This window comes from Serratia sp. KG1D, from assembly GCF_037150675.1.
Taxonomy (GTDB): Bacteria; Pseudomonadota; Gammaproteobacteria; order Enterobacterales; family Enterobacteriaceae; genus Serratia; species Serratia nematodiphila.
Genome location: NZ_JBAGIH010000004.1, coordinates 71,247 through 86,142 on the forward strand (window position 1 = coordinate 71,247; position 14,896 = coordinate 86,142).

Annotated in this window: 10 protein-coding genes and 3 tRNA genes; 9 read left to right on the forward strand and 4 right to left on the reverse strand. The window is 61.9% G+C overall.

Annotated elements, in window-relative coordinates:
* Positions 1-30 precede the first annotated feature (30 nt).
* The 3 genes from mscM to rsgA form a co-directional block, all read right to left on the reverse strand.
* Positions 31-3,378, reverse strand: coding sequence for a miniconductance mechanosensitive channel MscM (gene mscM, locus WFM45_RS18415; RefSeq protein WP_033631604.1), 3,348 nt, complete (start codon positions 3,376-3,378; stop codon positions 31-33).
* Between the two features lie 13 nt (positions 3,379-3,391).
* Entirely contained in the window at positions 3,392-4,285 is an 894-nt protein-coding gene (gene asd, locus WFM45_RS18420; protein ID WP_336956758.1) for an archaetidylserine decarboxylase, read from the reverse strand.
* 76 nt (positions 4,286-4,361) lie between these two features.
* Positions 4,362-5,411: a small ribosomal subunit biogenesis GTPase RsgA gene (gene rsgA / locus WFM45_RS18425; RefSeq protein ID WP_021504946.1), complete on the reverse strand. Its 1,050-nt coding sequence runs from the start codon at positions 5,409-5,411 to the stop codon at positions 4,362-4,364.
* Positions 5,412-5,655: 244 nt separating this feature from the next.
* On the opposite strand from rsgA, the gene orn reads away from it, so the two are divergent.
* From orn to WFM45_RS18445, 4 genes are all read left to right on the forward strand, one after another.
* Positions 5,656-6,201 carry an oligoribonuclease gene (gene orn / locus WFM45_RS18430; protein ID WP_004929689.1) on the forward strand — a complete coding sequence of 182 codons (546 nt, stop codon included), beginning with the start codon at positions 5,656-5,658 and terminating at the stop codon, positions 6,199-6,201.
* Between the two features lie 192 nt (positions 6,202-6,393).
* Positions 6,394-6,469 (forward strand) — tRNA-Gly (locus tag WFM45_RS18435).
* Between the two features lie 66 nt (positions 6,470-6,535).
* A tRNA-Gly gene (locus tag WFM45_RS18440) sits at positions 6,536-6,611 on the forward strand.
* 54 nt (positions 6,612-6,665) lie between these two features.
* Positions 6,666-6,741: transfer RNA gene (locus tag WFM45_RS18445), tRNA-Gly, on the forward strand.
* A 311-nt stretch (positions 6,742-7,052) separates the two neighbouring features.
* Here the strand turns inward: WFM45_RS18445 and queG are convergent.
* Positions 7,053-8,192, reverse strand: a complete 1,140-nt coding sequence (queG, locus tag WFM45_RS18450; protein WP_099982771.1) for a tRNA epoxyqueuosine(34) reductase QueG — start codon at positions 8,190-8,192, stop codon at positions 7,053-7,055.
* Here queG and nnr point away from each other — a divergent pair.
* Genes nnr through miaA form a run of 5 tightly spaced genes read left to right on the forward strand, consistent with a single transcriptional unit; the run spans position 8,191 to position 14,830 of the window.
* Entirely contained in the window at positions 8,191-9,705 is a 1,515-nt protein-coding gene (gene nnr, locus WFM45_RS18455) for a bifunctional ADP-dependent NAD(P)H-hydrate dehydratase/NAD(P)H-hydrate epimerase (protein WP_033631607.1), read from the forward strand. The two genes, queG and nnr, sit on opposite strands and share 2 nt — an antisense overlap.
* A gap of 10 nt (positions 9,706-9,715) precedes the next feature.
* Positions 9,716-10,186 (forward strand): tRNA (adenosine(37)-N6)-threonylcarbamoyltransferase complex ATPase subunit type 1 TsaE, encoded by a 471-nt coding sequence (gene tsaE, locus WFM45_RS18460; protein WP_025305017.1) that lies wholly within the window; start codon positions 9,716-9,718, stop codon positions 10,184-10,186.
* A 7-nt stretch (positions 10,187-10,193) separates the two neighbouring features.
* Positions 10,194-11,990 carry an N-acetylmuramoyl-L-alanine amidase AmiB gene (gene amiB, locus WFM45_RS18465; protein WP_336956765.1) on the forward strand — a complete coding sequence of 599 codons (1,797 nt, stop codon included), beginning with the start codon at positions 10,194-10,196 and terminating at the stop codon, positions 11,988-11,990.
* Positions 11,991-12,012: 22 nt separating this feature from the next.
* The gene (gene mutL / locus WFM45_RS18470) at positions 12,013-13,896 is read left to right on the forward strand and encodes a DNA mismatch repair endonuclease MutL (RefSeq protein ID WP_336956767.1); all 1,884 of its coding nucleotides are present in this window, start codon (positions 12,013-12,015) and stop codon (positions 13,894-13,896) included.
* Positions 13,889-14,830 (forward strand): tRNA (adenosine(37)-N6)-dimethylallyltransferase MiaA, encoded by a 942-nt coding sequence (gene miaA / locus WFM45_RS18475; protein ID WP_164123587.1) that lies wholly within the window; start codon positions 13,889-13,891, stop codon positions 14,828-14,830. The genes mutL and miaA overlap by 8 nt, the downstream gene beginning before the upstream one ends.
* Positions 14,831-14,896 lie beyond the last annotated feature (66 nt).

The window sequence follows — 14,896 nt, forward strand, 5'->3', positions numbered from 1 at the left end:
TGCCGACCCTTTTTTTATCGCGAGAAGCGCTTACAGCCCCCCGGCATCGCGCTTGGTGTTCGGCGCCGGCGTAGACGGCGGCGTACGGCCGTTGTTGGTCAACCGCGACAGCGTCTCGGTGCGCACCTGGAACGGCGGGTACGGCAGCGTGATGCCGTGCTCGCGATAGCCCGCCAGGATCAGCTGGTGGATCTCGTGGCGCAGCGGCATGCGGTGGCCCATCTCGGCGGCGTAAATACGCATCTCGAAGATCTGGATGCCCTGTTGCAGATCGACCAGGTAAACCTCCGGCGCCGGATTATCCAGCACCAGCGAACAGCGCTCGGCGGCGTTCATCAGGATCTTGGTCACCTCCTCGCTGTTGGCTTCGCCCGGCGCCGGTACGGTCAGCACCACACGGGTCAGGGTGTCCGACAGCGACCAGTTGACGAACTGTTCGGTGATGAACGCTTTGTTCGGCACGATGATCTCTTTGCGATCCCAGTCCGAAATGGTGGTGGCGCGGGTATTGATCTTGGTGACGGTGCCGGTCAGGTTGCGGATCGTCACGGTGTCGCCGATGCGGATCGGTTTCTCGAACAGGATGATCAGGCCGGAGATGAAGTTGGAGAAGATCTCCTGCATGCCGAAGCCCAACCCCAGACTGAGCGCGGTAACCACCCACTGCAGTTTTGACCATTCGATGCCGATCCAGGCGAAGCTGAGCACCGCGCCGAACAGCAGCAGCAAGTACTTGGTGATGGTGGTGATGGCGTAGCCGGTGCCCGGCGACAGATCCAGGTGCTGCAGCACCGCCAGCTCCAGCAGCGCCGGCAGGTTGCGCACCAGCTGCATGGTGATGATCAGCACCAGAATGGCGATCAGCACCGCGCCGAGGGTGATCGGATGGGCGGTCTCTACGCCGTTGACCGTCGAAGTCACGTCCCACAGCGAGATGTTTTCCAGGAAGGCGAACGCGGAGTGGATCTCGGACCACAGCACGATCACCGACACCAGCGCGATCAGCGTCAGGATCGACCGCACCAGCCGCAGCGACTGGGCGCTGATGGTGTCCAGATCGAAGTCCGAATCGTCCGGATCGATGGCGCCTTCGGTGCTGTTCGGGGTGTGCGAGGTTTCGTCTTCGCCGCGGGCGCGCTGGGCCAGGATGTCGGCGCGGCGCTGTTTGGCGCGATCGAAGGCGATGCGCCGCCGTTGGATCAGCATCCAGCGGCGGATGATGTGGTAGATGACCAGCAACAGGAACCAGATCGCCACCGAGGTCTCCAGGCGCGCCAACAGCGCCTGCGCGGTGGTGAGGTAACCGACGGTCGAGGCCAGCGCCGCCAGCAGCGGCGCCGACAGCAGCAGCCCCCAGAAGGCGCTGTTGAGCATGTTGTCGCCGGAGCCGTTTTTATCCAGATACAGCGGAATGCCGGCGCGTTTCAGGCTGTGGGTGACCAGCGCCAGCGCCAGACACAGCAGGATAAAGCACAGCCGCCCCAGGGTGTTGGCGAACTCGCGCTCTTTCAGGCTATCGAAGGTGATCAGCGCCATGATCAGCGGCACGATCAGCCAGATCGACATCTTGTAGTAGCGCATGGCGCGCGAAACCTGCTTCGCCGGCCAGCGGAAGTGCACGATGAACAGCCCCTGCGGGTGGGCGAAGGCGGCGCAGATCATGCAGATCCACAGGATCGGCAGCGTGGCGGTCACCCCTTTGCCGATCGCTTCCGCCACCGGGTAGTTCCAGGCGCTTTGCAGGCCGTAACCGAGCGCGGCCCATAGCACCGGCAGCGGCATCGCCACCAGAATCGACCAGAACACGGTGCGCACCGTGAGGAAGAATTCGTCCTGCGTCACCTTGCCGACGCGGCTGCTGGCGCGCTCGAGGAAAGCGTGATAGTGCTTGCGCGAGCTGATGCTGAAAATCACCAGCAGCAGGGCGCCGAAGATCGGGATCAGCGTTTCGCGGCTGGTCACCATCATCATGAAGGCGCCGCCGAGCTGCGACAGCGTGTCCAACGACAGGACGCGCGTTAGATCGTGCGCCACGTTGAGCGGATAAGAGAAGTTGATCGGATTGACGTCCGGCACCCAGAACAGATAGCGGTGGGTGGCGTCGCGAATTTCGTTCAACGCTTCGATCAGCTGGGTGTTGGCCACCTTCAGCTTGGTCAGCTCGAGGATTTGGGTGTCGCAACCGGACAGCAGCGAGTTCAGCAGCTCGCGCTGGGTGCGCAGCTGGGCATCGACGATGCGCTGCTCCTGGCTGGTCAGCGCGCTGCCGTCGTCGCGCTTGAATTCGCGCTGCGACAGTTTTTCCAGCTGGTTTTCAAACTGCAGGCGCTGCACGCGCAGCTGGGCCATGTCGCCGTCCAGCTGTTGCGGCTTGGGCATTTCCGGCAGCGTCGCCACCTGGGCGCGCAGGGTTTCCCCCAGCGCCGACGACGAGCCGAGCCATTGGGCCTGTTCGATGATGGTGCTCAGCGCCTGGCGCACCTGCAGCGTCTGCGCCGCCGCCTGCCGCTGCTGCGACGAAATCAGATCCATGCGCTGCGCCTGGCTGTTCAGCGCGGCGGACAGTTCGCGGTTGATCTGCAACTGCTGGCTGATGCTTCTTGGCAAGTCGCCATTCTGCTCGGCCAACTGCTCGGTTTTTTCCAGCGCCAGTTCCGCTTCGCGTTGGCGCTGGGCATTGAGGTTGTTGCGCAGCGCCTGCAGCTGCACGTCTATTTTCTCGTGGCGCTTTTTATAGACCTCGGCGCGCATGCGCGCCAGCTCCTGCCGGTTGTTGGCCGACAGTTGCGCCAGCTCCAGCTCGTCCACTTTGGCTTTGCGCGCCGCCGCTTCGGTCTGCAGCAGGGCCAGGGCGGCCTGCGCGTACGGCGTGGTCGGGTTGGCGGGCTGCGCCTGCAGGCGGCGCTGCACTTCCGTCAGCGCACGGCGAGCGTCGGTCTGCTGCTGCGGCAACTGGCCGAGCGAATCGCTGATTTCCCGCGTGCGATCCTGCTCTTGCTGCAGCAGGCGCGCCTGTTCCAGCAGCAGGCTGCTGGTTTGCAGGATCTGCTGTTCCAGCTCGGCGGCCGGCAGATCGTCGCCGTTCGGCAGGATCTTGTTGCTTTCCAGCACCAACTGACGGCGCAGTTCCTGCGTCATCTTCGGGAAATCGTCGATCACTCTCTGATACTGCTCGGAGCGAGTCTGCGACTCTTTGCGCTCCGTCAGCCAGTTGAGGGCGCTTTGCAGCGCCTCGGTGGTTTCCGCCTGATTCGGCGCGTTTTTGCTGCTTTCCGCCTGCTTCAGCTCCTGTTTGAGCTGGGTCTCGGTCGGCACGGGGGCGGCCAGCGCCGGTTGCCACAGCAGGCAACCGAGCAAAAGCGTGATGAAAAGGCGCACGGCGTCGATTCCTTTAGAGCGGGGTCTGTGGTGTTTCAGCGGCGGCCGGGATTTCGGCGAAGGCTTCACCCATGCGGGTGACGGTGCCGTTATACAGCTGCGGCGCGAACTGCACGCTGCCTGCGGTAAACAGGTTGATCACCGTGGAGCCGAGTTTGAAACGGCCCATCTCGGCGCCTTTTTCCAGCGCGATGGCGCCTTCTTCGCCGGCGGCCGGGTAGGTCCAGCGTTTGATGATGCCTTCGCGCGGCGGCGTGACGGTGCCGGCCCAGACGGTTTCTATACTGCCGACGATGGTGGCGCCGACCAGGATTTGCACCATCGGCCCGATGTCGGTGTCGAAGACGCAGATCACGCGCTCGTTGCGTGCGAACAGGTTAGGCACGTTGGCGGCGGTGAGCGGGTTGACCGAGAACAGATCGCCCGGCACATAGATCATTTCGCGCAGCACGCCGGCGCACGGCATGTGCACGCGGTGATAGTCGCGCGGCGCCAGGTAGGTGGTGGCGAACAGGCCGTTGCGGAACGGCTCGGCCAACAGGTAGTTGCCGGCCAGCAGCGCTTCCAGGCTATAGTGGTGGCCTTTGGCCTGGAAGATTTGGTCCTCGCGGATCGGGCCGAGCTGGCTGATGGCGCCATCGGCGGGCAGCGCCAGCCAGTTGGCGTCGGCGACGATCGGGCGCGCGCCATCGCGCAGCGGGCGCACGAAGAAATCGTTGAAGGTGGCGTAAGACGCCAGGTCCGGGTTTTGCGCTTCCTGCATGTCCACGCGGTAGTAGCGGGCGAAGGTTTTGACCACCAGTTGGGTCAGCCAGCCGGCACGTTTGTCGGCGCCCCAGCCCGCCAGGCGGGTCAGCGCCAGCTTCGGCAGCCAATATTGCAGTTTAATCTTGATGCTATCCAGCACGTTAACCTCGTGAATCAGGGTAAAGGGCGCGCATTGTAACGAGGGCTCCGCCGTCGTCAATGCCCGCCCGTCAGTGTCAGTCTGCGGCGTCCGTGAAGTTCTTGCGAACCTTCACCTGCGCCATGCTTTCCAGAATGCGGTGGTAGTTGTCGAAACGCTCTTGCGCGATATCGCCTTTCTCCATCGCCGCGCGGATAGCGCAGCCGGGATCGGTATCGTGGCGGCAGTCGCGGAATTTGCAACCGCCTAAATAATCACGGAATTCGACAAAGCCGCGGGTAATTTGTTCCGGCTCCAGGTGCCACAGGCCAAACTCGCGCACTCCTGGGGAGTCGATCACGTCGCCGCCGTGCTGGAAGTGGTACAGCCGCGCGGCGGTGGTGGTATGTTGCCCGAGGCCCGAGACGTCGGAAACCTGATTTACCAGAATTTGCTCTTCAGACGGCGGCAGCAGCGCGTTCAGCAGGCTGGATTTGCCGACCCCCGACTGGCCGGCGAAGATGCTGATGCGCCCGGCCAGCGCCTGTTCGAATTCCGCCATGCCTTCCCGCGTTTGGCTGGAGACTTCCAGCACCCGGTAGCCAATCTTGCGATAGATATCCATCATGCCGTCGACCAGCTTGCGCGCTTCGGCGTCCAGCAGGTCAATTTTGTTGAGCACGATCAGCGGCTCGACTTCGAGCGTTTCGCAGGCCACCAGATAGCGGTCGATGATGTTCAGCGACAGCTCGGGCAGGATCGCCGACACGATGACGATCTGATTGATATTGGCGGCGATCGGCTTCACGCCGTCATAGAAGTCCGGGCGCGTCAGCACCGAGGTGCGCTCGTGCACCGCTTCCACGATGCCCTTCACCCCTTCATGAGTGCCCAGGCCGGGGCGCCACACCACGCGATCGCCGGTGACCAGCGAACGCAGCGTGCGGCGGATGTTGCAGCGGTGCTGAGTGCCATCCGGCGCCTCAACGTCGGCGTGCATGCCGAAACGGCTGATGACGACGCCTTCCTGCGGCTCGCCCAGCTGGGAATCATCCGGTTCCGGTTTGTTATCGGCGCGCTTCAAACGGCGCTGATGGTTCGCCTGCACGCGGCGTTGCTGACCTTTGGACAGTTTATTCTTACTCACTGCGCCTCACTTGAATCGGTTTTATACCTTTACGTATATGCACAGCCGCGGCGGGGAGTTGCCCCCGGCGCAGCCTTGAACCCGTCAGGGTATATGTCGCCCAAGGCGACCAAAAAGACTATGATACACGCTATTTTATATTAAATAACCGTTGTTAGCCGCCGGCTGCGGCGCGTCGCCACCGGCGGTGCCCGTCGTCTCGTCCGCACAGCGTTTTTCTCTCGGCTTTTAGGCAGGAAACATCATGACAGGAAACGAAAATAACCTGATTTGGATCGATTTGGAGATGACCGGGCTGGATCCCGAGCGTGACCGCATTATCGAGATCGCCACGCTGGTCACCGACGCCAACCTGAACATCCTGGCGGAAGGGCCGGTGATCGCCGTGCACCAATCCGACGAGCAGCTGGCCTTGATGGACGAGTGGAACGTGCGCACTCATACCGGCAGCGGGCTGGTGGAGCGGGTGAAAGCCAGCCGCCAGGACGATCGCGCCGCCGAGCTGGAAACCATCGCCTTCCTGCAGCAATGGGTGCCGGCCGGCAAATCGCCGATCTGCGGCAACAGCGTGGGCCAGGATCGCCGTTTCCTGTTCCGCTACATGCCGGAGCTGGAGGCCTACTTCCATTACCGCTATCTGGACGTCAGCACGCTGAAGGAACTGGCGCGCCGTTGGAAGCCGGAAATTCTCGGCGGCTTTAAGAAGCAGGGCACCCATCAGGCGCTGGATGACATCCGCGAATCGGTGGCCGAACTGGCTTATTACCGCGAACATTTCATTCAGCTTTAAGGCGATGGCGGCCCCTGCGGGGAAAACACGCCGTTTTTAGCCGCTTAATTCGCCAATCTGGCGCTTTAATCGGCAATCAAACAAAAATCGCGTTTTTTTGCTTTCAGGGGCTTGCGGCAAAAAGGATTTCTCGTATAATGCGCACCCCGTACCGATGAAGAATTTCGTAACGTTCCACCATCGATACGCCGGGCGGGAATAGCTCAGTTGGTAGAGCACGACCTTGCCAAGGTCGGGGTCGCGAGTTCGAGTCTCGTTTCCCGCTCCAAATTCAACAATGTCGCGATGCGGCATGATGAATAAATAAAGCAGTATCAAGCAGTACCTATGCGACGCGGGAATAGCTCAGTTGGTAGAGCGCAACCTTGCCAAGGTTGAGGTCGCGAGTTCGAGCCTCGTTTCCCGCTCCAAAAATTCAAAGGTCACGCCAGTGTTTGGTGACCGGATGCCGAAAGCATCTCTATGCGGGAATAGCTCAGTTGGTAGAGCACGACCTTGCCAAGGTCGGGGTCGCGAGTTCGAGTCTCGTTTCCCGCTCCAATTTTCTCTTCGTTTCAAACTCAAGTCCAACGCCTTATCCGGCGCGGATTTTTGTCCCGTTTTACACGCCCGGTAAAAATGTTGTGAACAGAGTTATCCACAGCCTCTGCACATAAACTCGCCTGCCTGAAAAATCAACGTCATACAAATTAAATATTTATCTATTTGATTTATATGCTTATTTATTTATCCCAAAACGTTATGCCGATCACTTGCTCTTTTTGTTGCAGTTGAAAGACAACGTGTTTTTATTTTTATGCACAAATCCACAGAGTAAGGATGCCGGTGATACGGCCGCGCGGCGCACGCCGTCAGGCGTCCCTCGGCAAACCTTTTTCCACAGCCCGTATCAGCCGTTTTTTCTGTGCCGTCTGCACCTCGATGCCCTGCGCTTCACGGCGAGCAAGCTGTTGCGCCAGCGCCCAGTGGATATGTTCGTCCAGCATGCTGTCCTGGCCCAAACGCGTGCGCAGCGCGAGCACGACGCCGTCCTCATAAGGCGCATTGCCCAGCGCCACGGCGATATTGCGCAACCAGCGCAGGTGGCCGATGCGGCGTATCGCCGAGCCTTCGGTGATGCGCAGGAATTTTTCTTCTGTCCAGTTGAACAGATCGATCAGCTGCGGCGCATGCAGTGCGGCGCGCGGGCTGAAATCGTCTTCGTCAGTGAGCTGCGAAAAGCGATTCCACGGGCAGATCAGCTGGCAGTCGTCGCAGCCGTAGATGCGGTTGCCGAGCAGCGGGCGAAATTCTTCCGGGATCGAGCCTTCCAGCTCGATGGTCAGGTAGGAGATGCAGCGCCGGGCGTCGACGGTATAGGGGGCGACGATGGCGCCGGTCGGGCAAGTGGTGATGCAGGCGACGCAGCGGCCGCACTGTTCTTCCTGCGGCTGATCCACCGGCAGCGGCAAATCGATCAGCAACTCGCCGAGGAAAAACCACGACCCGGCTTCACGGTTGAGAATTAGTGAGTGTTTACCAACCCAGCCAATGCCCGCCTTGGCGGCCAGCGCGCGCTCCATCACCGGCGCAGAATCGACAAAGGGGCGGAAATTCAACTCGCCGCAGTATTCCTGGATCTGATCGCCCAGTTTTTTCAGGCGCTGGCGCAACAGCTTGTGATAGTCACGCCCCAGCGCGTAGCGGCTGACGTAGCCCAGTTGCGAATTCTGCAAGGTGCTGGCGAACGCCGCCTTGGCCGGCAGGTAGTTCATGCGCACGCTGATCACTCGCAGCGTGCCCGGCAACAGTTCGTGAGGGCGTGCGCGCAACATGCCGTGGCGCGCCATCCATTCCATCTCGCCGTGGTACTGCTTGTCGAGCCAGGCCTGCAGCTTCGGCTCTTCAAGGCTCAGATCGGTATCGCAGATGCCAACCTGCTGGAATCCTAGCGATTGCCCCCATAGCTTGATATGTTGGGCGAGTTGATGGAGATCGAGGGGGTGCGTCATGACGGGCCACAGTGAAAAAGCATACGCTGACAGTTTACCACACTCTGTCTGGCCTGCGGATTGGATCCGTCGCTCGGAACCCGCGGCGGCGGCCTCGCTCGGTATTTCTCTTTACGATTTGATGCAGCGCGCCGGTCAGGCGGCCTACGCGCTGGCGCGCAACGCGTATCCCTCCCGCGACCACTGGCTGGTGCTGTGTGGCCACGGCAACAACGGCGGCGACGGCTATGTGGTGGCGCGCCTGGCGAAGGCGGCAGGCGTGCAGGTGACGCTGATCGCCTGCGAAGGCGCACGCCCTTTGCCACCGGAAGCCGCAGTGGCTCGCGAGGCCTGGCAAGCTGCAGGCGGCGACATTCTGCCGGCGAACAGCCGCTGGCCGGCGTCTGTTTCGCTCATTATCGACGGCCTGCTGGGCACTGGCCTTGGCAGCGCGCCGCGTGCGCCTTACGACGCGCTGATCGAGGCCGCCAACCGCCATTCGGCGCCGGTGGTGGCGCTCGATGTTCCGTCCGGCTTGTTGGCGGAAAGCGGCGCGGCGCCAGGAGCGGTGGTGCGTGCCGCGCACACCGTCACGTTCATCGGCCTCAAACCGGGGCTGCTGACTGGCCAGGCGCGCGACTGGGTCGGGCAACTTCATCAGAATGCGCTAGGCTTATCGGGTTGGTTGGCGAAGCAACCGGAGCAGATTCAGCGGCTTACCGCCGAGGTGTTGCCGCGCTGGCTGCATCCGCGCCGCCCCTGCGCGCATAAGGGCGAGCATGGCCGCCTGCTGTTGGTGGGCGGCGATAGCGGTTTCGGTGGCGCCATTCGCATGGCGGCGGAGGCGGCGCTGCGCAGCGGGGCTGGATTAGTGCGAGTGCTTACTCACATTGATCATGTTGCGCCGCTGCTGGCGGCCAGGCCGGAGCTGATGGCGCAGGCGCTGGACGAGGCGACGCTGCGGCAGGCGATGCAATGGGCGGATGTGCTGGTGATTGGCCCGGGGCTGGGCCAGGCTGAGTGGGGCAAAAACGCCTTGAACGTGCTGCAAACCAGCGATAAACCAGCCTTGTGGGACGCCGATGCGCTGAACTTGCTGGCATTAAATCCCGAGAAACGGCAGAATCGCGTGATGACTCCGCATCCTGGAGAGGCGGCGCGGCTGTTGAGCTGCAGCACTGCCGACATCGAGAGTGATCGCTTACTTGCCGTGCGCAAGCTGACGGCGCGCTACGGCGGCGTGGCGGTGCTGAAAGGCGCCGGTACGCTGATCGCCGATGAGCAGGGGCAGATGGCGATCGCCGACGTCGGCAATGCCGGCATGGCCTCCGGCGGCATGGGCGATGTGCTGTCGGGCATCATCGGCGGTTTGCTGGCGCAAAAGCTCCCGCTGTATGATGCCGCCTGTGCGGGCTGCGTCGTGCATGGCGCGGCCGGCGATCGCGTAGCGGAAAGACAAGGAACAAGAGGCATGTTGGCGACCGATTTACTGCCGGACATCCTTCATTTCGTTAATCCTGAGTGGGCAAAATAGACTTTATCGAATGAAAGAACTCGTTTTACCTCTGCCGGACGAGGCAGCGACTGTCGCTTTGGGCACCACTTTGGCCAAGGCCTGCGATCGCGCCAGCGTCATCTATCTCTACGGCGACCTGGGCGCCGGTAAAACCACCTTCAGCCGTGGTTTCCTGCAGGCGTTGGGGCATCAGGGCAACGTCAAAAGCCCGACCTACACGCTGGTGGAACCCTATGCCTTGCAGCCGCTGGCGGTGTATCACTTCGATCTGTATCGCCTGGCCGATCCGGAAGAGCTTGAATTCATGGGCATTCGCGATTACTTCGCGCAAGACGCCATCTGCCTGGTCGAATGGCCGCAGCAGGGCACCGGCGTGCTGCCGGAGCCGGATCTGGCGCTGCACCTCAGCTATCAGGGCGAGGGGCGAGAGGCGAAGATCGAGGCGATTTCTGCATACGGCAGCCAGTTGTTAGACCGCATTCATGGATCACAGGGATGATGCTGCAATGACGCAGGTGTTGAAAAAATTTGCGGTCATCATGCTGATCGCCGTGCTGGGGCCGCTCGGCGCGTTGAACGCGCTGGCGGCGTCCTCGCTGTCCGATATCAAAGTGTCGAACGCCCAACGCGAAGCGACGGTGTCGGTGAGCTTCAATGGCCCGCCGGACTATGCGTTTTTCCCGCTGCACGGCCCGGAACGGGTGGTGCTGGACGTTAACCAGAAGGGCAAAGTCGGCGGCCTGCCGCTCAACTTTAGCGGGCAAAACCTGGTGAAGAGCATTCGCTCCAGCGCGCCGAAAGACGCTCAGAGCGTGCGCCTGGTGTTTGATCTGACCCAGCGCGCCAAAACCCGCGTTTCCACTCGCCAGAACGGCGGCGTGCATACCGTGGTATTCACCATTTCGGCCGAAGGCGGCGCCAATATCGTGGCGCGTAAAGCGCCGGTGCAAACGCCTCCGCCGGTCGCCGTCAGTCAACCGCCGCGTCAGGCGCCGGTTGCGGTGCGTGAAGCGCCGGAGCCGCCGCTGCGCAAAGCGCCGACGGGATCGAATCCCTTCACCCAAAAACAGACTGTGGTCGCAGGCACCGCCACTGAGGTCACGCCGCGCAGCAGCCGCGTTTCCGCCGGTTCCGGCGATCGGGTGGTGGTGGCGATCGACGCCGGCCACGGCGGCCAGGATCCGGGAGCCATTGGCCCGAGCGGGTTGAAAGAAAAGAATGTCACCATCGCCATCGCGCGCCGCCTGCAGGCGATGCTGGACGCCGATCCGCAGTTCAAACCGGTGCTGACGCGTAACGGCGACTATTTTATCTCGGTGATGGGGCGTTCCGACGTTGCGCGTAAACAGGGCGCCAACGTGCTGGTCTCCATCCACGCCGACGCCGCGCCAAACCGCAGCGCCAGCGGCGCTTCCGTCTGGGTGCTGTCCAACCGCCGTGCCAACAGCGAAATGGCCGGCTGGCTGGAACAGCATGAGAAGCAGTCTGAGCTGCTCGGCGGCGCCGGCGATTTGCTGGCCAATAGCCAGGCCGACCCTTATCTGAGCCAGGCGGTGTTGGATCTGCAGTTCGGCCACTCGCAGCGCGTCGGGTACGACGTGGCGGTGAAGGTGCTGCAGCAGCTGCAGAGCGTCGGATCGTTGCATAAACGCCGGCCGGAACACGCCAGCCTGGGCGTGCTGCGTTCGCCGGATATTCCATCGCTGCTGGTGGAAACAGGATTTATCAGTAATAGCACGGAGGAGCGGCTGCTGGGCAGTAGCGCGTATCAGGAGAAGATTGCCAGGGCCATTCATAACGGCCTGCGCAGCTACTTCCTGGCGCATCCGCTGCAAGCCGACCCAAAGGTGGAAAACCGACCGCTGGACGTCGCAGCGGCGGTTAACACCTCAACACCAGACGTGCGCCAGCCGGAGCCTATCGTCAGCCCGGCCGGCGCAAGCCGCAGCGTTAGCGGCAAGACCCAGATCCACGTGGTGAAGCAGGCGGAGACGCTGTCCGGCATCGCCGACAGCTACGGCACCACCATGGCGGCCCTGCGGGATCTGAACAAACTGAAGAAAGACGGCGTGTGGGTCGGGCAACGCCTGAAGGTGCCGGCGGGTAAAACCGCCGCCGTCACCGCCGTCGCCAAGGCGAAAACGCCGGCGAAGAAGCCGTCTAAACATAAAGTGGCCCGTGGGGACACGCTGTCCTCTATCGCTTCTCGTTATGGGGTCAGCGTCGGCGATCTGAAACGGGTCAATAATCTGAAGTCGGACGTCGCGCCGCTGGATCGGACGCTGACCATTCCGCAGGCCTAGCGCCACCGCTACAGGAGTCAGCATGCCTATCCAGGTGTTACCGCCACAGCTCGCCAACCAGATCGCCGCCGGAGAGGTGGTTGAACGCCCCGCGTCGGTGGTCAAAGAGCTGGTGGAAAACAGTCTGGACGCCGGTGCGACGCGCATCGATATCGATATCGAACGCGGCGGTGCCAAGCTGATCCGCATTCGCGATAACGGCTGCGGCATCGGCAAGGACGATCTGGCGCTGGCGCTGGCGCGGCACGCCACCAGTAAAATCAGCACGCTCGACGACCTGGAGGCGATCGTCAGCCTCGGCTTTCGCGGCGAAGCGCTGGCCAGTATCAGCTCGGTTTCCCGTTTGACCCTGACGTCGCGTACCGCCGAACAAAGCGAGGCGTGGCAAGCCTATGCCGAAGGGCGCGAGCAGGCGGTGACGGTCAAACCCGCCGCGCACCCGGTCGGCAGCACGCTGGAAGTGCTGGATCTGTTTTACAACACGCCGGCGCGCCGCAAGTTCATGCGCACCGAGAAAACCGAATTTGGCCATATCGATGAAGTGGTGCGGCGCATCGCGCTGGCGCGTTTCGATGTGGCGATCAACCTCAGCCACAACGGCAAACTGATCCGCCAATACCGGGTGGCGAAGGAAGAGAGCCAGCACGAACGCCGTTTGGGCAGCATCTGCGGCCCGGCGTTTTTGCAGCATGCGCTGAACATCGACTGGCAGCATGGCGATCTGAGCATCCGCGGTTGGGTGGCGGATCCGGACGGGGCGCGCCAGCTGGGTGAAATGCAGTATTGTTACGTCAACAGCCGCATGATGCGCGATCGTTTGATCAATCACGCCATTCGTCAGGCCTATCAGGATCAGTTGAAGGACGATCAGCAGCCCGCTTACGTGCTGTATCTGGAGGTGGATCCGCACCAGGTGGACGTCAACGTTCATCCCGCCAAGCACGAGGTGCGTTTCCATCAGGCGCGGCTGGTACACGATTTTATCTACCAGGCGGTGACCACCGTGCTGCAACAGGCCGGGCAGACACCGTCGTTGCCGCTGACGGAAACGCCCGACGAAGCGCCCGCGCCGGTCTGGCAGCAGGAAAACCGCGTCGCCGCCGGCGGTAACCATTTTTCTCAGCCGGCGCCGCGCCGTGAAACGCCGCCACCGGCCGGCGCCGCCCGCGAGCGGGCGCCGCAGCCGAGCCGGCAAGCGGCGGGCGGCTATCAGAAACGCGAAGGCGAGCTGTACGGTAAACTGATGCAGCCCGTAGCCGAGCCGCCGGCCGAGGCCGCGCCGGAAACCCCGAGCAAGCCGCCGCTGTTCCCGCCGGCGAAAGCCGCAGCGGAAACGCCGTTGGCGGGCGGCCAGCACAGTTTTGGCCGGGTGTTGATGATCCATCCGCCGTGTTATGCGTTGATTGAACAGCGCCAGCAGCCGGCGTTGCTTAACCTGACGGTGGCGGAACGCTGGCTGCGCCAGGCGCAGCTCAATCCGCCGGCAGAAGGGCTGCGGCCGCAGCCGCTGCTGATCCCAGTCAAGCTGACGTTGGAGAAGAGCGAAGCGGCGGCCATCGCGCGGCATCAGGCGCTGTTGGCGGCGATGGGGCTGGATCTGCAGACGGATCATGGCCGTGTGACGTTGCGCGCAGTGCCTTTACCATTACGCCAACAAAATTTACAAAAACTGATACCCGAACTGTTAGGCTATCTGGCCGAACATCAGGAGATGTCGCCCGCGGTGCTGGCTACCTGGCTCGCTCGCCGCCTTGGCAGCGAACATGAACAGTGGAACACCTCGCAAGCGATACAATTGCTGACCGACGTTGAACGACTTTGCCCGCAGCTGGTCAAATCGCCACCGAGCGGACTTTTACAACCCGTTGATTTACAGGCCGCACTGGCGGCCCTCAAGCATGACTGACACTGAAATGACACCACGTCCCCCGGCTATTTTCATCATGGGGCCAACCGCCTCGGGCAAGACCGCGCTGGCGATCGCGCTGCGCGAACGCCTGCCGGTGGAGCTGATCAGCGTCGATTCCGCGCTGATTTATCGCGGCATGGATATCGGCACCGCCAAGCCGAGCGCCGAAGAATTGGCGCAGGCGCCGCATCGGCTGATCGATATTCGCGATCCCGCCGAAGTTTACTCGGCCGCGGAGTTTCGCGCCGATGCGCTGAAAGAGATGGCCGACATCACCGCCGCCGGCCGCATTCCGCTGTTGGTGGGCGGCACCATGTTGTATTTCAAGGCGTTGCTGGAAGGATTGTCGCCGTTGCCGTCCGCCGATCCCGCGGTGCGCGAGCGCATCGAACGGCAAGCGGCGGAGCAGGGCTGGGAGGCGTTGCACCGTCAGTTACAGGCGATCGATCCGGTCGCGGCATTGAGAATTCATCCGAATGATCCGCAGAGACTGTCCAGAGCACTGGAAGTTTTTTTTATTTCGGGTAAAACTTTAACGGAACTGACTCAAATTTCGGGTGAATCGTTGCCGTATCAAGTTCACCAATTTGCGATAGCGCCGACCAGCCGTGAGTTGATCCATCAACGCATCGAGCTGCGGTACCATCAAATGTTGGCGGCGGGTTTTGAGACGGAAGCGCGTGCACTTTTCGCACGGGGTGATTTGCATACGGACTTGCCCTCCATTCGCTGTGTCGGTTACCGCCAGATGTGGTCATATTTGTCTGGTGAAATTAGTTACGATGAGATGGTTTATCGTGGTATTTGCGCAACACGTCAGTTGGCTAAACGCCAAATGACCTGGTTACGGGGTTGGGAGTCGGTCCATTGGTTGGACAGTGAAAAGCCGGGAGAGGCTTTGGACTCGGTGACACAGGTTGTTAGTGCATAGGTTGAGTGATTGTGTACAATTGCTGAGTATTCAGCGCGCAAATTTTTTACGTCGTTTATTTTAGAG